This is a genomic window from Streptomyces sp. NPDC051662, assembly GCF_040681655.1.
Classification (GTDB): Bacteria; Actinomycetota; Actinomycetes; order Streptomycetales; family Streptomycetaceae; genus Streptomyces.
In genome coordinates, this window is the sequence record NZ_JBFAZD010000005.1 from 305,178 (window position 1) to 326,073 (window position 20,896).

Here is a 20,896-nt window from a genome sequence, read left to right on the forward strand (position 1 = left end):
AGGGGCTCCCCGCGGTGGACGCGGGGAGCCCCTTCGCTTGTCGGACGAGAGCCGAGCGGTCAGGTCAGCCGCCGAACTCCTGGAGACCCTTCAGGGCCTGGTCCAGCAGGGCCTGCCGGCCCTCCAGCTCCTTGACGAGCTTGTCCGCCTTGGCGTTGTTGCCCGCCGCGCGCGCCGCGTCGATCTGCGTACGCAGCTTGTCCACCGCGCCCTGGAGCTGACCCGTCAGACCCGCGGCACGCGCCCGTGCCTCCGGGTTCGTCCGGCGCCACTCGTTCTCCTCGGACTCCTGAAGCGCCCGCTCCACCGCGTGCATCCGGCCCTCGACCTTGGGCCTGGCGTCACGCGGTACATGGCCGACGGCCTCCCAGCGCTCGTTGAGCGCCCGGAACGCGGCCCTGGCCGCCTTGAGGTCGGTGACCGGCATCAGCCGCTCGGCCTCGGTCGCGAGATCCTCCTTGATCTTGAGGTTCTCGGTCTGCTCGGCGTCCCGCTCGGCGAAGACCTCCCCGCGCGCGGCGAAGAAGACGTCCTGGGCGCCGCGGAAGCGGTTCCACAGATCGTCCTCGGCCTCGCGCTGGGCGCGGCCCGCCGCCTTCCACTCGGTCATCAGCTCGCGGTAGCGGGCGGCCGTACCGCCCCAGTCGGTGGAGCCGGACAGCGATTCGGCCTCCGCGACCAGCTTCTCCTTGGCCTTACGGGCGTCCTCGCGCTGCGCGTCGAGCGCGGCGAAGTGGGCCTTGCGGCGCTTGGAGAACGCGGAACGGGCGTGCGAGAAGCGGTGCCACAGTTCGTCGTCGGACTTCCGGTCCAGCCTCGGCAGGCCCTTCCAGGTGTCCACCAGCGCCCGCAGCCGCTCACCGGCCGACCGCCACTGGTCGCTCTGCGCCAGCTCCTCCGCCTCGGTGACCAGCGCCTCCTTGGCGTGGCGCGCCTCGTCGGTCTGCTTCGCCCGCTGCGCCTTGCGCTCCTCACGGCGCGAATCGACCGTCGCCACCAGTGCGTCGAGCCGCTTGCGCAGCGCTTCGAGATCGCCCACGGCGTGGTGCTCGTCGACCTGGCCACGCAGATGCTCGATCGCCGTCGTCGCATCCTTCGAGGACAGATCGGTGGTCTTCACCCGCCGTTCGAGGAGGCCGATCTCGACAACCAGGCCCTCGTACTTGCGCTCGAAATAGGCCAGAGCCTCCTCCGGAGAGCCAGCCTGCCACGATCCGACGACCTGTTCGCCGTCGGCCGTACGCACGTACACGGTGCCCGTCTCATCGACACGGCCCCACGGGTCGCTGCTCACAGCGCCTCCTCCACCTGATGTCCATGAGGGGTGTGGCCCCCGGGCATCATCCACAGTTTCCTGGGACGGGCTGCGCCCGCCCTGCACAACGCCAATCTAGGCGACCGGCCGCCCGGCTGTCCGCACTCAGCACGGCCGAAATTCACAGGGTCACGCCTTGTCGACCGTGCCCTTCTCCACGGTGACGGTCTTCTTGGGGGCGCCGTCGCCCGTGCCGCCGTCCACTCCGGCCTTCGCCACGGCTTCCACCGTCTTCAGACCGGCGTCGTCCATGGTCCCGAACGGCGTGTAGCTGGGCGGGAGTTTGGTGTCCTTGTAGACCAGGAAGAACTGGCTGCCGCCGGTGTGCGGCTGGCCGGTATTGGCCATCGCGACCGTCCCCGCCGGGTACGTGACCGAGCCGTCGGCGCCCGCCTTGCCCAGAGCCGTCAGATTCTCGTCCTCGATCGTGTAGCCAGGACCGCCGGTGCCGTCGCCCTTGGGATCGCCGCACTGGAGCACGAAGATGCCCTCGGTGGTCAGCCGGTGACACTTCGTGTCGTCGAAGTACTTCTTGTCCGCGAGCGCCTTGAACGAGTTCACCGTGTGCGGTGTCTTCTTGGCGTCCATCGCGATGGAGATGTCGCCCTGGCTCGTCTTGAGCGCCATCGTGTACGTGGCGTTCTTGTCGATGGTCATCTTCGGCTCGGGCTCGCTGCTCTCGCTCGGCGAGGGCGAGGCGGGGGCCGAGGCGCTCGATTCCGGACTGGCGGCCTTGTCGCTGCTGTCGCCGTCCGACAGGCCGACCGAGGCGTACGCCGCGGCTCCCGCGAGCACCACCACGGCCAGCACCGACGCGATGATGACATTGCGGCGCTTCGCCTTCTGCCGGGCCTCCGTCCGGCGCTGCTGCTGCCGCTCGAACTTCTCCCGGGCGAGCTGGCGCCGCCGCTGATCGCTGTTGACCACCGGGTCCACTCCTCGTATCTGTGTGTGATCTGTCCGGCCTGCTTCAGGGCCTGCCAGACAGGCCCGAGCCCGTACGGTATATGGGTTCGCTGTGGATATGGGTTCGCTGTGGATTGAGGACCGCCGGTAGTCTCTGAACTGCTGCATTCTCCCGACGGACGACATATAAGGACGATCGTGCTCATTGCCGGGTTCCCCGCCGGGGCCTGGGGGACCAATTGCTATCTGGTCGCCCCCGCCGCGGGCGAGGAGTGCGTGATCATCGACCCGGGCCACCAGGCCGCTCAGGGTGTTGAGGACGCGGTGCGCAAACACCGGCTCAAGCCCGTCGCCGTCATCCTGACCCATGGACACATCGACCATGTCGCCTCGGTCGTCCCCGTGTGCGGGGCACATGACGTACCGGCATGGATCCACCCCGCGGACCGTTACATGATGAGCGACCCCGAGAAGGCGCTCGGCCGCTCGATCGGGATGCCGCTGATGGGCGAGCTGACCGTGGGGGAGCCGGACGAGGTCAAGGAGCTGACTGACGGCGCGCAACTGGCGCTGGCGGGCCTGGAGTTCACCGTCGCGCACGCGCCGGGCCATACCAAGGGGTCGGTGACGTACGGAACGCCCGAGGCGGTCGGTGGCGCGGATGTCCCGCCGGTCCTCTTCTCGGGCGACCTGCTCTTCGCCGGCTCCATCGGACGCACCGATCTGCCCGGCGGCGACCACGCCGAGATGACGGAGTCGCTGGCACGGGTGTGCCTGCCGCTCGACGATTCGACCGTGGTGCTGTCCGGACACGGCCCCCAGACGACCATCGGCCGCGAGCGCGCCACCAACCCCTATCTCAGGGAACTGGCCGCCGGCCACGGAAGCGGCCCGACCGCCGCACCGCGACGAGGAATGTGAAGCACCGATCTCCATGAGCACCTTCCAGGCCCCCAAGGGCACCTACGATCTGATCCCGCCCGCCTCGGCGGTCTATCTCGCGGTGCGCGAGGCCATCTCGGCGCCGCTGAGGAACTCCGGCTACGGCTATGTCGAAACGCCCGGTTTCGAGAACGTCGAGCTGTTCGCGCGCGGGGTCGGTGAGTCCACCGACATCGTCTCCAAGGAGATGTACGCCTTCGAGACCAAGGGCGGCGACAAGCTGGCGCTGCGCCCCGAAGGCACCGCGTCCGTGCTGCGCGCCGCGCTGGAGGCCAATCTGCACAAGGCCGGGAATCTGCCGGTCAAGCTCTGGTACTCCGGCTCGTACTACCGCTACGAGCGCCCGCAGAAGGGCCGCTACCGTCACTTCTCGCAGGTCGGGGCGGAGGCGATCGGCACGGAGGACCCCGCGCTGGACGCCGAACTGATCATCCTGGCCGACCAGGCGTACCGCTCCCTGGGGCTGCGCGACTTCCGTATCCTGCTCAACTCGCTGGGTGACAAGGAGTGCCGCCCCGTCTACCGCGAGGCGCTCCAGGGCTTCCTGCGCGGGCTCGACCTGGACGAGGACACGCGCCGGCGCATCGAGATCAACCCGCTGCGGGTGCTCGACGACAAGCGCGCCGACGTACAGAAGCAGCTCGTCGGGGCGCCGATGCTGCGCGACTATCTCTGCGACGCGTGCAAGGCGTACCACGAGGAAGTGCGCGAGCTGCTGACGGCCGCCGGGGTGGCGTACGAGGACGACGAGAAGCTCGTACGCGGTCTCGACTACTACACCAGGACCACCTTCGAGTTCGTCCACGACGGGCTCGGCGCGCAGTCCGCGGTGGGCGGCGGCGGCCGTTACGACGGGCTCTCCGAGATGATCGGCGGCCCGGCCCTCCCGTCGGTCGGCTGGGCGCTCGGCGTGGACCGTACGGTGCTGGCGCTGGAGGCCGAGGGGATCGAGCTCGACCTCCCGAACGCCACCAGTGTCTTCGCGGTGCCGCTCGGCGAGGAGGCGCGGCGGCGGCTGTTCGCCGTCGTCACCGAGCTGCGCAAGGCCGGGATCCCCGCGGACTTCTCGTACGGCGCGAAGGGACTCAAGGGCGCCATGAAGAACGCCAACAGGTCCGGTGCCCGCTTCACGATCGTCGCGGGCGAGCGCGATCTCGCGGAGGGTGTCGCGCAGCTCAAGGACATGGAGAGCGGCGAGCAGTCGGCGGTGGCTCTCGACGGCCTGGTGACGGAGCTGACACAGCGGCTCGGCTGACCGCGCGTAGTCGGTGCGGGGCCTGGGCGGAGACCGTCCGGGCCCCGCTCTCTTTATGCCGGGCGAACGGTGGGCCACGGGGGCCGTGCGGCACAATGAGGCTGCCCCGTGGGTCCCTGGGTACGGGAACTCCCTGAGTGTTGGGAACAGCGATGATGACGAGAGCAGTGGTGGACGACGTCTCCTCGGAACGGGAGGAGGGGACGGCCACGGGCACGGTCGGCGGCAGCCGTGCGTTCGCGCTCCTGCTGGTCATCACGGGTGCGGCGGGGCTGCTGGCCGCCTGGGTGATCACTCTCGACAAGTTCAAGCTGCTGGAGGACCCGAACTTCACCCCCGGTTGCAGCCTGAACCCGGTGGTCTCCTGCGGCAACATCATGAAGAGCGACCAGGCGTCGGCCTTCGGCTTCCCGAACCCGATGCTCGGACTCGTCACCTACGCCGTGGTGATCTTCATCGGGGTCGGACTGCTCGCCGGGGCCCGCTACCGGCGCTGGTTCTGGCTCGGGCTCAACGCGGGCACCCTCTTCGGGGTCGGATTCTGCACCTGGCTCCAGTACCAGTCGCTGTACACCATCAACTCGCTCTGCCTGTGGTGCTGCCTGGCCTGGGTCGCCACGATCCTGATGTTCTGGTACGTGACGTCCCACAACATCCGCCGGGGCGTACTGCCCGCGCCGTCCTGGCTGCGCGGTTTCCTGAGCGAGTTCACGTGGGTGCTGCCGGTGCTGCACATCGGGATCATCGGGATGCTCATCCTGACCCGCTGGTGGGACTTCTGGACCGGCTGAGGTCGCCGGAGGCGGGCCGGATCCCCGACGGCGACGGCGCTGTCAGTGGTCTGGCATAGGCTTCACGCGTGGAGCCCGACCTCTTTACCGCAGCGGCGGAAGACCGCCAGGAGAAGGACCCGTCCAGCAGCCCTCTGGCCGTCCGGATGCGCCCGCGCGTCCTCGACGAAGTCGTCGGCCAGAGTCATCTGCTGAAGCCGGGTTCCCCGCTGCGGAGACTGGTGGGTGAGGGCAACGGCGGCCCCGCCGGTCCTTCGTCCGTGATCCTCTGGGGCCCGCCGGGCACGGGCAAGACGACCCTCGCGTATGTCGTCTCCAAGGCGACCAACAAGCGGTTCGTCGAGCTGTCCGCGATCACCGCGGGCGTCAAAGAGGTCAGGGCCGTCATCGACGGGGCCCGCCGCGCCTCCGGTGGCTTCGGCAAGGAGACCGTCCTCTTCCTCGACGAGATCCACCGCTTCAGCAAGGCCCAGCAGGACTCCCTGCTGCCCGCAGTCGAGAACCGCTGGGTCACCCTCATCGCCGCCACCACCGAGAATCCGTATTTCTCGGTGATCTCCCCGCTGCTCTCGCGCTCCCTGCTGCTCACGCTGGAGCCGCTCACCGACGACGATCTGCGCGCTCTGCTGCGGCGGGCGCTCGCCGAGGAGCGCGGCCTCGGCGGCGCGGTCACGCTCCCCGACGACGCCGAAGCGCATCTGCTGCGGATCGCGGGCGGCGACGCCCGGCGCGCGCTGACGGCGCTGGAGGCGGCGGCCGGCGCGGCGATCGACAAGAGCGAGAAGGAGATCAGCCTCAGGACCGTGGAGGAGACCGTCGACCGGGCGGCGGTGGCCTACGACCGTGAGGGCGATCAGCACTACGACGTGGCGAGCGCGCTCATCAAATCCATCCGGGGCTCCGACGTGGACGCGGCGCTGCACTATCTGGCCCGGATGATCGAGGCGGGGGAGGACCCCCGGTTCATCGCCAGACGGCTGATGATCTCGGCGAGCGAGGACATCGGTCTGGCCGATCCGACCGCCCTGCCGATAGCGGTCGCCGCCGCCCAGGCCGTGGCCATGATCGGTTTCCCGGAGGCCGCTCTCACCCTGAGCCATGCCACCATCGCGCTGGCGCTGGCCCCCAAGTCGAACGCGGCCACGACCGCCATCTCCGCCGCCCTGGAGGATGTGAAGAAGGGGCTGGCGGGGCCGGTCCCCGCGCATCTGCGCGACGGCCACTACAAGGGCGCGGCCAAGCTCGGCCATGCCCAGGGCTATATCTATCCGCACGATGTGCCGGGCGCGATCGCGGCCCAGCAGTACCTCCCGGACGAGGTGCGGGGCAGGCGTTACTACGAGCCCACGCGGTACGGCGCGGAGGCGCGCTACGCCGATGTGGTCGACAAGGTGCGCGAGCGGCTGCGCGGGGACGGCGCCTGAGCCGGCTATCCGGCGGCCGCGTCGAAGAGCGTGTGCATCGCGTACCGCAGCTCGTTGACGTTCCGCACCGGTTCGGGGAAGTCGAAGCGGGCGTCGAAGCACCGCACTCCGGTGAAGCGCACCCGTAGCCCGAAGCGGTCGAGCGCGACAGGTACGGCGACGGTTCCGGGCGTCCCGGCGATGGTTCCGGTGGCGGTCCCGGCCGCCGAGGAGTCCCCGGCCCGCTCGCCGAGCAGCCCGCGCAGCGACTGGACCTCCGCGCTGTGGGCGGAGTGCAGATGCTGGAGCAACTCCGCCTCGTGCTCCACCAGCGGATCGGCCGCGGCCGTCGCGAAGTCCTCCGGCTCCACCGTTTCCGCGCCCCAGAGATCGTCCACACACGCCTCGCCGACCTCCAGACGCAGCGTCATCAGCCCGGGCTCCGCCCCGCCCGGTGCGCGGGTGAGCCAGCCGGAGAGCCAGGCCCGTCCCCGGATACGGTGGGGTACGGACACGGGCGCGACGTCCGTGATCTCCAGCACCGCGGTCAGCTCGTCGTCCTGCGCGTGGGTCGCGGCGCGCACGGCGGGGGAGTCGGCGGGGAACGCGAGGAACACCTCACCGTCCGGTCCGACGCTCCGGGTGTCGGGCATCAGCTGGTAGGGCTTGGCCCCGTCCAGGCCCGGAATGATCAGTACTGCCGAGCATGTACTCTGTACGAGAGTTCGTGTGCGCTCGGCTGCTGACGGCATCCGATCGATTTCAAGCCCGCTGGGACGCGGCTGACCATGAGCTGATCGGACCTCCGTCGAATCGTCGCTCTGTGCGCCGAGGCTGTCTGTGATGCGCGTGGTGTTCCCAGGGCGAGACATGCGATCTCCTTAAGTAAGGTGAGCCTAACCTAACCTACAACGGAGGTCTGGAGAACGTGCCTAACCAGTCGCGTCCCAAGGTCAAGAAGTCTCGCGCGCTCGGTATCGCGCTGACGCCGAAGGCCGTCAAGTACTTCGAGGCCCGTCCCTACCCGCCGGGCGAGCACGGCCGTGGACGCAAGCAGAACAGTGACTACAAGGTCCGTCTGCTGGAGAAGCAGCGCCTGCGCGCCCAGTACGACATCAGCGAGCGCCAGATGGCCCGCGCCTACGACCGCGCCCGCAAGGCCGAGGGCAAGACGGGCGAGGCCCTGGTCGTCGAGCTGGAGCGCCGCCTCGACGCGCTCGTCCTGCGGTCGGGTATCGCCCGCACCATCTACCAGGCCCGCCAGATGGTCGTGCACGGCCACATCGAGGTCAACGGTGGCAAGGTCGACAAGCCGTCGTTCCGTGTCCGTCCCGACGACGTCGTGATGGTCCGCGAGCGCAGCCGCGAGAAGGTCCCCTTCCAGGTCGCGCGCGAGGGTGGCTACGACACCGACGGCGAGACCCCGCGCTACCTGCAGGTCAACCTGAAGGCCCTGGCGTTCCGCCTGGACCGTGACCCGCAGCGCAAGGAGATCCCGGTCATCTGCGACGAGCAGCTGGTCGTCGAGTACTACGCCCGCTGACCCGGACACCACCCGGCTTCAGGCGTCTCGGCCCGCCGCTTCCCCGCCCCGTGCGGTGGGGGAGCCGGCGGGCTTCCGCGTTCTCCGGGCCCGCCGCCGGGACGCCTCCGGTTGATGCGGCGGCGCGGCGGCCGGCCGCCGCTCGGTGAGCGCCCGCTCCACCGCCGCGCTCATCGACAGCCCGAGCCCTTCGTCCTCGTACGCCGCGTACCGCTCCGTACCCAGCGCCTCGCTCGCGCGCCGCTCGCACAGCGCGCGCGGCGCACCGAAGAAACCGGAGTCGAACAGCTTCGGACCGACCGACTCCCACAGCCGGTTCGCGGCCCCCTGGAGCACCGCGGCCTCCGCCGGATCGCCCTCGCTCGCCGTCACCAGCGCTATCAGTTCGACGGACAGCACCAGACCCACCAGATCGTTGAACCCATGGTGGATGGTGATCGACTCCGTGACCAGCGCGCGCGCCTCGGCGTGCGCGTCGCGCGTCCAGGCCCCGTAGGCCAGCACATACAGCGCGTACGCCCGGGTCCAGCGCTCACCGCTGTCCTCGCAGATCTCGCGGACCTCCGCACACAGGGCGACGGCCCCCTCCAGATCGCCCTGGAAGATCAGCGACATGGCCAGCTCGACCTGGCCCATCAGCACATTGCTGTTCAGCTCGCCGAGTTCCCGGTACGCGTCGAGCGCCGAGCGCAACAGCCGTTCGGCGCGCGGCATGTCATCGGTGAGCAGCGCCTGACAGCCCAGCCGGTGCACGGCATAGGCGCGCGCCAGCGCGTTGCCGGTACGGGCGGCCTCCTCCCGGCACTCGTGCAGGGCGCCCACCGCGGCCGTGCTGTCCCCCTGGAGAACCGCCACATAGCCGAGTACCCACAGGGCCTTGAGCCGTGACTCGTCGTACGGGGTGTCCAGTGCGAGGGCCCGGACCAGCCAGTGCCGCCCTTCGGTCAGTCGGCCGCATCCCGCCCAGTAGAACCAGAGCGTGCCCGCCAGATGCTGGCCCAGATGCGCTTCTTCGGGACTCTCCAGACACAGTTCGAGCGCCGCGCGCAGATTGGGCAGCGCGCTCTCCGTACCGGCCGCCACATCGGACTGGCGCGGGCTGAACCAGTCCAGCTCGTACCAGGTCGCCAGCCCCATGTACCAGTCGCGGTGCCGCCGGCGCATCCGGTCGGTGTCCTCCAGGGCCTCCAGCCACTCGGCGCCGTACGCCCTGACGGTGTCCAGCATCCGGTAGCGCGTACCCGCCGGGCTCTCCTCGCGGACGACGAGGGACTGCGAGATCAGCTCGGCGAGGACGTCCAGGACCTCTTCGTCCGGCAGTTCCGGTCCGCCGCACACATACTCGGCCGCCTCCAGATCGAACGGTCCGGCGAAGACCGACAGCCGTGCCCACAGCAGCCGTTCGGCCGGGGTGCACAGCTCGTGGCTCCAGCCGATCGCGGTCCTGAGTGTCTGATGGCGCGGCGGTGCGCCCCGTCTGCCGTCGGTGAGCACCCGGAAGCGGTCCCCGACGCGGTCGAGGATCTGCTCGACGGAGAGGACATGGAGCCGTCCGGCCGCCAGTTCCAGTGCGAGCGGGATCCCGTCGAGGCGCCGGCACAGCTCCTGTACCGCGGCGGATGGGGCGTCGGCCGGCCGAGGGCCGGGCGATACGGCGGCGGCCCGTTCCGTGAAGAGCCGGATCGCGTCCGTCTCCGTCATCGGGGTGAGGGAGAAGGTGAGCTCACCGTCCACCCGGAGCGGGCGTCTGCCGACCGCGAGCACCCGTAACTCCGGTGCCCTGAGCAGCAGTTCCCGTACGAGCGTGGCGCAGGCGTCGACAAGCTGCTCGAACCCGTCGATGACCAGCAGCAGTTGACGGGTGGCGAGATGACCGGCGAGCACCCGGCGCGTGGGCCTGCTGCTGTGGTCCGTCAGTCCGAGCGCCTCCACCAGCGCGTGTTCGAGGAGTTCGGGGTCGCGGAGCGCGGAGAGTTCGACGAGCCAGATGCCATCGCAGTAGCGTTTCTTCAGCGCGTCGGCCGCCTTCAGCGCCAGCCGGGTCTTGCCGACTCCGCCCACCCCCACCACCGTGACCAGCCGGGACTGCCCGAGATGCCGTGTCAGAGCGGCCAGCTCGTCGGCGCGCCCCACGAAGCGGTTCAGCTCAGCGGGGAGATTGCCCGGAGCCGGGGCGGGCACGGCCGACGGAGGGCCGGAGCGAAAGGGGCGTCGCATGGGACACGCAGAGTACTCAACTGGCCGCACTCCGTACAATCTTTCTCGCTGAACGCCACCCTGGGCGTCGTTAATGCGGTACGGGACGCGACCCCCGGCGCGATAGGGTCGGAGGACGACTTTCCAGTCGCTTTCCAGATGACCGTCGACGATCAGGGAGCGGTGCGGCGTGACCGGTGGAGAGGTTGCCGGGATCCTGGTGGCCGTGTTCTGGGCCATCCTGGTCTCCTTCCTGGCCGTGGTGCTGGTGAGGCTGGCTCAGACGCTCAAGGCGACCACCAGACTGGTGGCGGAGGTGACCGAACAGGCCGTGCCGCTGCTGGCGGACGCGTCGGCGACGGTCCGCTCCGCGCAGACCCAGCTCGACCGCGTGGACGCCATCGCGACGGACGTCCAGGAAGTCACCTCCAACGCCTCGGCGCTCTCCACGACGGTCGCCTCGACCTTCGGCGGACCGCTGGTCAAGGTCGCGGCATTCGGCTACGGCGTACGCCAGGCGCTCGGGCGCCGAGCGGCACCGGGCACCGGCACGGCGCCCGAGCCGGCCGTCCGGCGCACGGTCATCGCCGGGCGCACGCTGCCGTCCGCCCGGCGCAGGAAGAAGAAGGGCTGACGCAGCGATGTTCCGCCGTACGTTCTGGTTCACCGCGGGCGCGGCAGCCGGCGTCTGGGCCACCACCAAGGTCCACCGCAAGCTCAAGCAGCTGACCCCGGAGAGCCTTGCCGCCCAGGCCGCGAACAAGGCGATCGACGCCGGGCACAAAGTCAGGGAATTCGCTGTTGACGTCAGGGCCGGAATGGTGCGGCGCGAGGCGGAGCTGGGCGAGGCCCTCGGCCTCGAAGCACCCGCCGACCCCGCGCTCCCCGCCCCCCGGCGCCTCGCCGCCATTCAGAACCACCACCCGCGTCACTACGACTCGCACAACCGGAATGAGGACCACTGATGGAGTCGGCTGAAATTCGTCGCCGCTGGCTGAGCTTCTTCGAGGAGCGCGGTCACACCGTCGTCCCTTCGGCGTCGCTCATCGCGGACGACCCGACTCTGCTGCTGGTCCCGGCGGGCATGGTGCCCTTCAAGCCGTACTTCCTCGGCGAGGTCAAGCCGCCGCACCCGCGCGCCACCAGCGTGCAGAAGTGCGTGCGCACACCGGACATCGAAGAGGTCGGCAAGACCACCCGGCACGGCACGTTCTTCCAGATGTGCGGCAACTTCTCCTTCGGCGACTACTTCAAGGAAGGCGCGATCACCTACGCCTGGGAGCTGCTCACCAGCTCCGTGGCGGACGGCGGTTACGGGCTCGACCCGGAGCGCCTGTGGATCACCGTCTACCTCGACGACGACGAGGCCGAGCAGATCTGGCGCGAGAAGATCGGCGTACCGGCCGAGCGCATCCAGCGCCTGGGCAAGAAGGACAACTACTGGTCCATGGGCGTGCCGGGCCCTTGCGGCCCCTGCTCGGAGATCAACTACGATCGCGGCCCCGAATTCGGGATCGAGGGCGGCCCCGCCGTCAACGACGAGCGCTATGTGGAGATCTGGAACCTGGTCTTCATGGAGTTCGAGCGCGGTGAGGGGACCGGCAAGGAGGACTTCGAGATCCTCGGTGAGCTGCCGTCCAAGAACATCGACACCGGTCTCGGCCTCGAACGTCTCGCCATGATCCTCCAGGGCGTACAGAACATGTACGAGACCGACACCCTGCGCGTCGTCATGGACAAGGCCACCGAGCTGACCGGGGTGCGCTACGGCGCCGACCACGGCTCGGACGTCTCCCTGCGGGTGGTCGCCGACCACATCCGTACGTCCGCCATGCTCATCGGTGACGGTGTCACCCCGGGCAACGAAGGCCGCGGTTATGTGCTGCGCCGCATCATGCGCCGCGCCATCCGCAATATGCGGCTCCTCGGCGCCACCGAACCGGTCGTCGCCGATCTGATCGACGTGGTCATCAAGACCATGGGCGAGCAGTACCCGGAGCTGGAGACCGACCGCAAGCGCATCGAGACCGTGGCCCTCGCCGAGGAGGCCGCCTTCCTCAAGGCCCTCAAGGGCGGCACGAACATCCTCGACACCGCCGTCACCGAGACCAAGTCCGCCGGCGGACGGGTTCTCTCCGGCGACAAGGCGTTCCTGCTCCATGACACCTGGGGCTTCCCGATCGACCTCACCCTGGAGATGGCCGCCGAACAGGGCCTCTCCGTGGACGAGGACGGCTTCCGGCGGCTCATGAAGGAGCAGCGGGAGCGGGCCAAGGCCGATGCCAAGGCCAAGAAGTCCGGCCACGCCGACCTCTCCGCCTACCGCGCCGTCGCCGACAGCAGCGGTTCCACGGAGTTCACCGGCTACACCTCCACCGCGGGCGAGTCGACCATCGTCGGTCTGCTCGTCGACGGTGTGCCCTCGCCCGCCGCCACCGAGGGCGACGAGGTCGAGATCGTCCTCGACCGCACGCCCTTCTATGCCGAGGGTGGTGGCCAGCTCGCCGACCAGGGCCGGATCAAGCTCGACACCGGAGCCGTCATCCAGGTCCGCGATGTCCAGCAGCCGGTTCCCGGTGTCTCCGTGCACAAGGGTTCCGTGCAGGTCGGCGAGGTGACGGTGGGCTCCTCCGCCTACGCCGCCATCGACATCAACCGCCGCCGCGCCATCGCCCGCGCCCACAGCGCCACGCACCTCACCCACCAGGCCCTGCGTGATGCCCTCGGCCCGACGGCCGCCCAGGCCGGCTCGGAGAACTCGCCGGGCCGCTTCCGCTTCGACTTCGGTTCGCCCGCCGCCGTACCCGGCACGGTCCTCCTCGATGTCGAGCAGAAGATCAATGAGGTCCTGGCCCGCGAGCTGGATGTGCAGGCCGAGGTCATGTCGATCGACGAGGCCAAGAAGCAGGGCGCCATCGCCGAGTTCGGCGAGAAGTACGGCGAGCGGGTCCGTGTCGTCACCATCGGCGACTTCTCCAAGGAGCTGTGCGGCGGTACGCATGTCCACAACACCGCCCAGCTGGGTCTGGTGAAGCTGCTCGGCGAGTCGTCGATCGGCTCCGGGGTACGGCGTATCGAGGCTCTGGTCGGCGTGGACGCCTACAACTTCCTCGCCAAGGAGCACACCGTCGTCGCCCAGCTCCAGGAGCTGGTCAAGGGCCGTTCCGAGGAACTGCCCGAGAAGATCTCCGGCATGCTGGCCAAGCTGAAGGACGCCGAGAAGGAGATCGAGAAGTTCCGCGCGGAGAAGGTGCTCGCCGCCGCCGCCGGACTCGCCGAGAGCGCCAAGGACGTACGGGGCACGGCGCTGGTCACCGGACAGGTCCCGGACGGCACCTCGGCCGACGATCTGCGCAAGCTGGTCCTCGATGTCCGGGGCCGTATCCAGGGCGACCGGCCGGTCGTCGTGGCGCTGTTCACCACGGCCAACGGGCGCCCGCTGACGGTCATCGCCACCAACGAGGCCGCCCGAGGACGCGGTCTCAAGGCCGGTGACCTGGTCCGTACCGCCGCCAAGACCCTCGGCGGCGGCGGTGGCGGCAAGCCGGACGTCGCCCAGGGCGGCGGTCAGAACCCGAACGCCATCGGGGACGCCGTCGCCGCCGTGGAACGCCTCGTCGCCGAGACGGCCTGACGTCGTATGCGACGCGGACGCCGGCTGGCGATCGATGTCGGGGACGCCCGGATCGGGGTCGCCTCGTGCGATCCCGACGGGATCCTCGCCACGCCGGTGGAGACCGTGCCGGGACGCGATGTCCCGGCCGCCCACCGGCGGCTGCGCCAGATCGTCGAGGAGTACGAACCGATCGAGGTGCTGATCGGGCTCCCGCGCTCCCTCAACGGGGGCGAGGGTCCGGCCGCGGTAAAGGTACGTACGTTCGCCGAGGAGATGGCGCGGTCCATCGCACCGCTGCCCGTACGACTGGTCGATGAGCGGATGAGCACAGTGACGGCCAGTCAGGGCCTGCGCGCCTCGGGCGTGAAAGCGAAGAAAGGCCGGTCCGTGATCGACCAAGTGGCGGCGGTCGTCATTCTCCAGAGCGCGCTTGAGGCCGAACGGGTATCAGGTAATCCTCCCGGCGAGGGCGTCGAAGTGGTCATCTGATCGCGATACGGTAACGTTCCGCGCGATGCGCCAGTGTTCGAACAGCCGGCGCACAGCAAAGAGGCGAAACGGACGCGGTGCCACGGCGCTCCGCGGTCATCGTCTCGCGGCTCTAGGGGATCGATGACTGACTATGGCCGGGGCTCCGGCTCCGAACCGTGGCACCCAGGGGACCCCTTGTACGGGGACCAGGGGTGGGCGGCACAGCAGGCCACCGACGGCAGCGCTCCCTATGCCGGGCAGCCTCAGCAGCAGTACGCGCAGCAGCCGCACCCGCAGGGGCAGGCACCGTACGGGGGTGGTCAGGACCCGTACCAGCAGCAGTACCACCAGTCAGGTGGGCAGCCGCACTACGAGGGGCAGCCGCAGTACGACGGCCAGCAGTACCACAACCCCCAGTACGGTGAGCCGCAGCAGTCCCACCAGGCGCAGCAGTACGGCGGACAGCAGCAGCACCCCCATCAGCAGCATGCCCAGCAGCCGCAGCAGCATGCCCATCAGCAGCATGCGCAGCAGGCGCGGCAGTCCCATCAGCAGCATCCGCAGCCTCAGTACAACGACCCGCAGTACAACGGCAGTTGGGACAACGGCCAGCAGGCCACCATGCCGTACGGCGGACAGCCCGGGACGTCCTACGACTCGCACCAGCCCGCCGGCTATGGCGACAACCAGGATTACTACGCCACCCCCGACGCGTATCCGCCTCCGCAGCCGCCCGCTCAGCGACGCGTCGAGCCGGAGCCCGCGCCCGATCAGGGTGACGGCTGGGAGGGCGAGCAGCAGAAGGAGACCCACCCCTTCTTCACCGGTGACGGCGGTGACGACGAGGACGCCGAACCGGGCGAGGGCCGCCGGGGCGGCGGCAGAGACCGTCGCGGCAAGACGAAGAAGAAGGGCCGCAACGGCGTCGCCTGCGTGGTGGTGGCCGCGGTACTGGTCGGCGGTGTCGGTGGCGTCGGCTATGTCGGCTACCAGTACTGGCAGACGAAATTCGGCCCGCCGCCGGATTTCGCCGGTACCGGATCGGGTTCCGTGGAGGTGGAGGTTCCACAGGGGGCGGGTGGTTATGAGATCGCCGCACTCCTGGTGAAGAAGGGCGTGGTGAAGAGCCAGCGCGCCTTTGTCTCCGCGCAGCAGGCGAATCCCAAGGGAAATACCATTCAGGCGGGCGTCTACCGGCTCAGCAAGAAAATGTCCGCGGCGAACGCGGTGAAGACCATGCTCAGCCCGAGCAGCCGAAACGCGCTGGTCATTCCCGAGGGCAAGCGCAATGTCTGGGTCTATGAGCAGATCGACAAGCGGCTCGAACTCAAGAAGGGCGAGACCGCCGCTGTCGCCAAGGCGGAGGCGAAGAACCTCGGTCTGCCGACGTGGGCGAATGACAACAACGACGTCAAGGACCCGCTGGAGGGTTTCCTCTTCCCCGCGAGCTATCCGGTCGCCAAGGGAATGAAGCCCGAGGCCGTCCTCAAGAAGATGGTCGCCCGCGCCAATGCCGAATACGGCAAGCAGGACCTCAAGGGCGAGGCCGAGAAGCTCGGACTGAAATCACCGCTCCAGCTGATCACGGTCGCGAGCCTCGTCCAGGCGGAAGGCAAGTTCAAGCACGACTTCGACAAGGTCGCGCGCGTCGTCTACAACCGCCTCCAGCCGGAGAACACGGAAACCGTCGGACGTCTTGAGTTCGACTCCACGGTCAACTACATCAAGAGCCAGAGCAGACTGGATCTCGGTGCGGTCGACGATCTCCGGAAGATCAAGGATCCGTACAACACCTATGACATCAAGGGGCTGCCCCCGGGGCCGATCGGAAACCCGGGCGCCGACGCTCTGAATTCGTCGATCGATCCGGCGGACGGTCCTTGGTACTACTTCGTCTCGGTGACCTCGGACAAGACGCTCTTCGCCGTCACGAATGAGGAGCACGAGGAGAACCGTCAGCAGTACGAGAAGGAAAGCAAGAAACCGTGACCAGACGCCGGCGGGCGGCGGTCCTCGGATCGCCCATCGCCCACTCCCTGTCCCCGGTGCTGCATCGCGCCGCGTACGACGCGCTGGGCCTCGACAACTGGTCGTACGACCGGTTCGAGGTCGGCGAGGTCGGGCTCCCCGGCTTCTTCGAGACGCTGCGGGACGATCCGTCCTGGGCCGGTCTCTCGCTGACCATGCCGCTCAAGCGGGCCGTCATCCCGCTGCTGGACGAGATCACCGACACCGCCGCCGCGGTGGAGGCGGTCAACACCGTCGTTCTGGGTGACGACGGCCGGTGCACAGGCGACAACACCGATATCCCCGGCATGATCGCCGCGCTGCGTGAGCGCGGCGTCGAGAAGGTGGAGTCCGCGGCGATCCTCGGCGCGGGGGCGACCGCCTCGTCCGCCGTCGCGGCGCTCTCCCTGATCTGTACGGGCCCGGTCACCGCGTACGTACGCAGCGAGACCCGCGCGGCCGAGATGCGTGGCTGGGCCGAGCGGCTCGCCGTCGATGTCCGGATCGACGAGTGGGCGCGGGCGGACCGGGCTCTGCGCGCCCCTCTCGTGATCGCCACGACCCCGGCCGGTGCCACCGACGAGCTGACCGCGGCCGTCCCCGCCGGGGCCGGAACGCTCTTCGACGTGCTGTACGAGCCCTGGCCGACACCGCTCGCCGCGGCCTGGGAGAAGCACGACGGGGCGGTCATCGGCGGGCTCGATCTGCTGGTGCACCAAGCGGTGCTCCAGGTGGAACTGATGACGGGCCGCTCGCCCGCACCCCTCGCCGCCATGCGGGCGGCGGGAAACGCCGCGCTCGGCGGGAGCAACGGGGACGCTGCCGGCTCGTCCCCGTCCCCGTCCTCGTCCTGACGGGCGGGCGCCTCGCCCCTCAGGCCCCTCTCCGCACGTCTTTGTCCGCGTATCGGACCGTGTCGTCGGTCGGCCTCCCGGCCGTGGGAGGATCGGACAAGGCGGGCCAGGGCCGCGCACCCGGTCGTGCCGCTGCAGTTCCGGGCGCGAGTATGAGGAGCACCGTTGAGCAGGTTGCGCTGGCTGACCGCGGGGGAGTCCCACGGCCCCGCACTCGTGGCGACGCTGGAGGGACTTCCCGCCGGTGTGCCCATCACCACGGAGATGGTGGCGGACCACCTGGCCCGGCGGCGCCTCGGTTATGGGCGCGGTGCCCGGATGAAGTTCGAGCGTGACGAGGTCACCTTCCTCGGCGGTGTACGGCACGGTCTGACCATGGGATCACCTGTCGCGATCATGGTGGGCAACACCGAGTGGCCCAAGTGGGAACAGGTCATGGCGGCCGATCCGGTCGACCCCGAGGTGCTGGCGGGACTGGCCCGTAACGAGCCGCTGACCAGGCCTCGGCCCGGCCACGCCGATCTCGCCGGGATGCAGAAGTACGGCTTCGACGAGGCCCGGCCGGTCCTGGAGCGTGCCAGCGCCCGGGAGACCGCCGCGCGGGTCGCCCTGGGAGCGGTGGCGCGCTCGTATCTCAAGGAGACGGCCGGGATCGAGATCGTGTCCCATGTCGTCGAGCTGGCCGCGGCCAAGGCTCCGTACGGGGTGTACCCGGTCCCGTCCGATGTGGCGAAGCTGGACGCGGATCCGGTGCGCTGTCTGGACGCGGACGCGAGCGAGGCGATGGTCGCGGAGATCGACCAGGCGCACAAGGACGGCGACACCCTCGGCGGTGTGGTCGAGGTGCTGGCGTACGGAGTGCCCGTCGGGCTCGGCTCGCATGTGCACTGGGACCGCAGGCTCGACGCGCGTCTCGCCGCCGCCCTGATGGGCATTCAGGCGATCAAGGGCGTCGAGATCGGCGACGGCTTCGGACTGGCACGGGTGCCGGGATCGCAGGCGCACGACGAGATCGTGGCGACCGATGACGGCATCAGGCGCGCGTCCGGCCGCTCCGGCGGCACCGAGGGCGGGCTGACGACCGGTGAGCTGCTGCGGGTACGGGCCGCGATGAAGCCCATCGCGACCGTGCCGCGCGCGCTGGCCACCGTCGACGTGGTCACCGGTGAGGCGACGAAGGCGCACCACCAGCGCTCCGACGTATGTGCCGTGCCGGCCGCCGGCATCGTCGCCGAGGCCATGGTCGCGCTGACCCTCGCGGACGCGGTCGCCGAGAAGTTCGGCGGCGACAGCGTGCCCGAGACGCGGCGCAATGTCCGCTCGTACCTCGACAACCTCCGGATCCGATGAGCGGGCCGGATCCGATGGGGAAGGCGGCTCCGGTGAAGGGGACGGATCAGGTGAGCGCACCGGTCATCGTGCTGGTCGGACCGATGGGGGTCGGCAAGTCCACCGTCGGTGAGCTGCTCGCCGAGCGTCTTGGCACCGGCTTCCGCGACAGCGACGCCGATATCGTCGCCGCCCAGGGGCGGTCGATCGCGGACATCTTCGTGGACGAGGGCGAGCCGCGCTTCCGCGAGCTGGAGCACGAGGCGGTGGGGCGGGCGATCGCCGAGCACCGGGGCGTACTGGCCCTCGGCGGCGGCGCGGTCCTCGACGCCGCCACGCGTGAACTGCTCGCCGGGCTCCCGGTCGTCTATCTGTCGATGGAGGTCGGCGAGGCCGTCAAGCGGGTCGGGCTGAACATCGCCCGGCCGCTGCTGGCCGTCAACCCCCGCCAGCAGTGGAAGACGCTGATGGAGGCCCGCCGCCATCACTACACGGATGTGGCCCGGGTGGTGGTCCCGACCGACGACCGCACCCCCGAAGAGGTCGCCGAGGCCGTCCTCGACGCGCTGGAGCTCAAGCACCTCCCGGCAGAAGAACCCCGGACCCCCGGCAAGGAGAACCCCGCATGACGGACCAGACAGTCACCCGTATCCAGGTCGGCGGCACCGCCGGACACGACCCGTACGAGGTGCTGGTCGGCCGGCAGCTGCTGGGGGAGCTGCCCGCGCTCGTCGGCCCGAAGGCCAAGCGGGTCGCGGTTCTGCACCCGGAGGCGCTGGAGGGTACGGGCGAGGCGCTGCGCCAGGATCTCGCGGACCAGGGGTACGAGGCCGTCGCGATCCAGGTGCCCAACGCCGAGGAGGCCAAGACCGTCGAGGTCGCGGCGTACTGCTGGAAGGCGCTCGGACAGACCGGTTTCACCCGTACCGATGTGATCATCGGTGTCGGCGGTGGGGCCACCACCGACCTGGCCGGGTTCGTCGCCGCGACCTGGCTGCGCGGGGTGCGCTGGATCGCCGTACCGACCACGGTGCTCGCCATGGTCGACGCGGCGGTGGGCGGCAAGACCGGTATCAACACCGCCGAGGGCAAGAACCTCGTCGGCGCCTTCCACCCGCCCGCCGGGGTGCTCTGCGACCTCGCCGCGCTGGACTCGCTGGGCGTCCACGACTACGTCAGCGGCATGGCCGAGGTCATCAAGGCGGGCTTTATCGCGGACCCGGCCATCCTCGATCTCGTCGAGTCCGACCCCGAGGGCGCGCGCACGCCCTCCGGCCCGCACACCGCCGAGCTGATCGAGCGTTCGATCCGGGTGAAGGCCGAGGTCGTCTCCAATGACCTCAAGGAATCGGGACTGCGCGAGATCCTGAACTACGGCCACACCCTCGCCCACGCGATCGAGAAGAACGAACGCTACAAGTGGCGGCACGGCGCCGCCGTCTCCGTCGGCATGGTCTTCGCCGCGGAGCTGGGCCGGCTCGCCGGCCGGCTGGACGACGCGACCGCGGACCGCCACCGCTCCGTGCTGGAGTCCGTCGGGCTGCCGCTGACCTACCGCGGTGACCAGTGGCCCAAGCTGCTGGAGACGATGAGGGTCGACAAGAAGTCCCGCGGCGATCTGCTGCGCTTCATCGTGCTGGACGGGCTCGCCAAGCCGACCGTCCTGGAGGGTCCCGACCCGGCGGTGCTGCTCGCCGCGTACGGGGAGGTGTCGGCGTGAGCCGACGGGTCCTCGTACTCAACGGCCCCAACCTCGGCCGGCTCGGCTCGCGCGAGCCCGATGTCTACGGCGCGACGTCGTACGCGGGTCTGGTGGACGCCTGCCGTGAGCTCGGCAAGGAGCTCGGCTTCGAGGTCGACGTCCGTGAGACGAACGACGAGGGGGAGATGATCCGCTGGCTGCACGAGGCCGCGGACGGTTCAATTCCGGTCGTTCTCAACCCCGGTGCGTTCACCCACTACTCGTACGGAATGCGGGACGCGGCAGCTCAGCGCACCGCGCCGCTCATCGAGGTGCATATCTCGAATCCGTACGCACGGGAGGAATTCCGCCATACGTCGGTGGTCGCGGCCGTCGCCAGCGGTACGGTCGCGGGCTTCGGCATCGGCTCGTACCGGCTCGCCCTTCGGGCGCTGGCGGAGGAAGTGTCCGGCTGACAGGGCACTGTCGGCGCACCCCGGCCGTTGCCAGTGCGGCGGCCGGGGGCGGTACCGTTCGGTAGCGCGCGGCCGACAGGGCAGGGAGTCGCCGACCAGCGTCAGTCGCAC

The 20,896-nt window shown here is 69.7% G+C and carries 19 protein-coding genes; 15 read left to right on the top strand and 4 right to left on the bottom strand.

Annotation, left to right across the window (positions count from 1 at the left end; translation table 11 throughout):
• Window positions 1-64: 64 nt before the first annotated feature.
• Window positions 65-1,294 carry a DUF349 domain-containing protein gene (locus tag AB0M67_RS11400; RefSeq protein ID WP_365744960.1) on the bottom strand — a complete coding sequence of 410 codons (1,230 nt, stop codon included), beginning with the start codon at window positions 1,292-1,294 and terminating at the stop codon, window positions 65-67.
• A gap of 150 nt (window positions 1,295-1,444) precedes the next feature.
• On the bottom strand, window positions 1,445-2,242 hold the full coding sequence (locus tag AB0M67_RS11405) for a peptidylprolyl isomerase (protein ID WP_365744962.1): 798 nt from the start codon (window positions 2,240-2,242) through the stop codon (window positions 1,445-1,447).
• Between the two features lie 177 nt (window positions 2,243-2,419).
• Between AB0M67_RS11405 and AB0M67_RS11410 the strand changes: the two genes are divergently transcribed.
• From AB0M67_RS11410 to AB0M67_RS11425, 4 genes are all read left to right on the top strand, one after another.
• The gene (locus AB0M67_RS11410) at window positions 2,420-3,142 is read left to right on the top strand and encodes an MBL fold metallo-hydrolase (RefSeq protein ID WP_365744964.1); all 723 of its coding nucleotides are present in this window, start codon (window positions 2,420-2,422) and stop codon (window positions 3,140-3,142) included.
• A gap of 13 nt (window positions 3,143-3,155) precedes the next feature.
• Window positions 3,156-4,418 carry a histidine--tRNA ligase gene (hisS, locus tag AB0M67_RS11415; RefSeq protein ID WP_365744966.1) on the top strand — a complete coding sequence of 421 codons (1,263 nt, stop codon included), beginning with the start codon at window positions 3,156-3,158 and terminating at the stop codon, window positions 4,416-4,418.
• Between the two features lie 152 nt (window positions 4,419-4,570).
• Window positions 4,571-5,209, top strand: a complete 639-nt coding sequence (locus tag AB0M67_RS11420; protein WP_365744968.1) for a vitamin K epoxide reductase family protein — start codon at window positions 4,571-4,573, stop codon at window positions 5,207-5,209.
• A gap of 68 nt (window positions 5,210-5,277) precedes the next feature.
• Window positions 5,278-6,633, top strand: coding sequence for a replication-associated recombination protein A (locus AB0M67_RS11425; RefSeq protein ID WP_365744970.1), 1,356 nt, complete (start codon window positions 5,278-5,280; stop codon window positions 6,631-6,633).
• Between the two features lie 5 nt (window positions 6,634-6,638).
• On the opposite strand, the gene AB0M67_RS11430 is transcribed toward AB0M67_RS11425, so the two are convergent.
• Window positions 6,639-7,364, bottom strand: a complete 726-nt coding sequence (locus AB0M67_RS11430) for a DUF2470 domain-containing protein (RefSeq protein WP_365744972.1) — start codon at window positions 7,362-7,364, stop codon at window positions 6,639-6,641.
• A 176-nt stretch (window positions 7,365-7,540) separates the two neighbouring features.
• On the opposite strand from AB0M67_RS11430, the gene rpsD reads away from it, so the two are divergent.
• Window positions 7,541-8,155 (top strand): 30S ribosomal protein S4, encoded by a 615-nt coding sequence (gene rpsD / locus AB0M67_RS11435; RefSeq protein ID WP_030355486.1) that lies wholly within the window; start codon window positions 7,541-7,543, stop codon window positions 8,153-8,155.
• Between the two features lie 18 nt (window positions 8,156-8,173).
• Here rpsD and AB0M67_RS11440 read toward each other — a convergent pair whose 3' ends face one another.
• Entirely contained in the window at window positions 8,174-10,372 is a 2,199-nt protein-coding gene (locus AB0M67_RS11440) for an AAA family ATPase (protein ID WP_365744974.1), read from the bottom strand.
• Between the two features lie 169 nt (window positions 10,373-10,541).
• Here AB0M67_RS11440 and AB0M67_RS11445 point away from each other — a divergent pair, with 169 nt between their 5' ends.
• The 10 genes from AB0M67_RS11445 (at window position 10,542) to aroQ (ending at window position 20,785) form a co-directional block, all read left to right on the top strand.
• Window positions 10,542-10,985: a DUF948 domain-containing protein gene (locus tag AB0M67_RS11445; protein WP_249951033.1), complete on the top strand. Its 444-nt coding sequence runs from the start codon at window positions 10,542-10,544 to the stop codon at window positions 10,983-10,985.
• A gap of 7 nt (window positions 10,986-10,992) precedes the next feature.
• Window positions 10,993-11,316, top strand: a complete 324-nt coding sequence (locus tag AB0M67_RS11450; RefSeq protein ID WP_365744976.1) for a DUF6167 family protein — start codon at window positions 10,993-10,995, stop codon at window positions 11,314-11,316.
• Entirely contained in the window at window positions 11,316-13,985 is a 2,670-nt protein-coding gene (gene alaS, locus AB0M67_RS11455) for an alanine--tRNA ligase (protein WP_365744978.1), read from the top strand. The genes AB0M67_RS11450 and alaS overlap by 1 nt, the downstream gene beginning before the upstream one ends.
• Window positions 13,986-13,991: 6 nt before the next feature.
• Entirely contained in the window at window positions 13,992-14,456 is a 465-nt protein-coding gene (gene ruvX / locus AB0M67_RS11460; RefSeq protein ID WP_365744979.1) for a Holliday junction resolvase RuvX, read from the top strand.
• A 123-nt stretch (window positions 14,457-14,579) separates the two neighbouring features.
• Window positions 14,580-16,427: an endolytic transglycosylase MltG gene (gene mltG, locus AB0M67_RS11465; protein ID WP_365744981.1), complete on the top strand. Its 1,848-nt coding sequence runs from the start codon at window positions 14,580-14,582 to the stop codon at window positions 16,425-16,427.
• The gene (locus AB0M67_RS11470) at window positions 16,424-17,299 is read left to right on the top strand and encodes a shikimate dehydrogenase (RefSeq protein WP_365744983.1); all 876 of its coding nucleotides are present in this window, start codon (window positions 16,424-16,426) and stop codon (window positions 17,297-17,299) included. The genes mltG and AB0M67_RS11470 overlap by 4 nt, the downstream gene beginning before the upstream one ends.
• 165 nt (window positions 17,300-17,464) lie before the next feature.
• Complete coding sequence (gene aroC / locus AB0M67_RS11475; protein WP_249951027.1) at window positions 17,465-18,649, top strand: chorismate synthase; 1,185 nt, start codon at window positions 17,465-17,467, stop codon at window positions 18,647-18,649.
• 83 nt (window positions 18,650-18,732) lie between these two features.
• Window positions 18,733-19,257 carry a shikimate kinase gene (locus AB0M67_RS11480; protein ID WP_365745179.1) on the top strand — a complete coding sequence of 175 codons (525 nt, stop codon included), beginning with the start codon at window positions 18,733-18,735 and terminating at the stop codon, window positions 19,255-19,257.
• Complete coding sequence (aroB, locus tag AB0M67_RS11485) at window positions 19,254-20,348, top strand: 3-dehydroquinate synthase (RefSeq protein WP_365744985.1); 1,095 nt, start codon at window positions 19,254-19,256, stop codon at window positions 20,346-20,348. The genes AB0M67_RS11480 and aroB overlap by 4 nt, the downstream gene beginning before the upstream one ends.
• Window positions 20,345-20,785, top strand: coding sequence for a type II 3-dehydroquinate dehydratase (gene aroQ, locus AB0M67_RS11490; protein ID WP_249951024.1), 441 nt, complete (start codon window positions 20,345-20,347; stop codon window positions 20,783-20,785). Before aroB ends, aroQ begins: the two co-directional genes overlap by 4 nt.
• The last annotated feature ends 111 nt before the right edge of the window (window positions 20,786-20,896 follow it).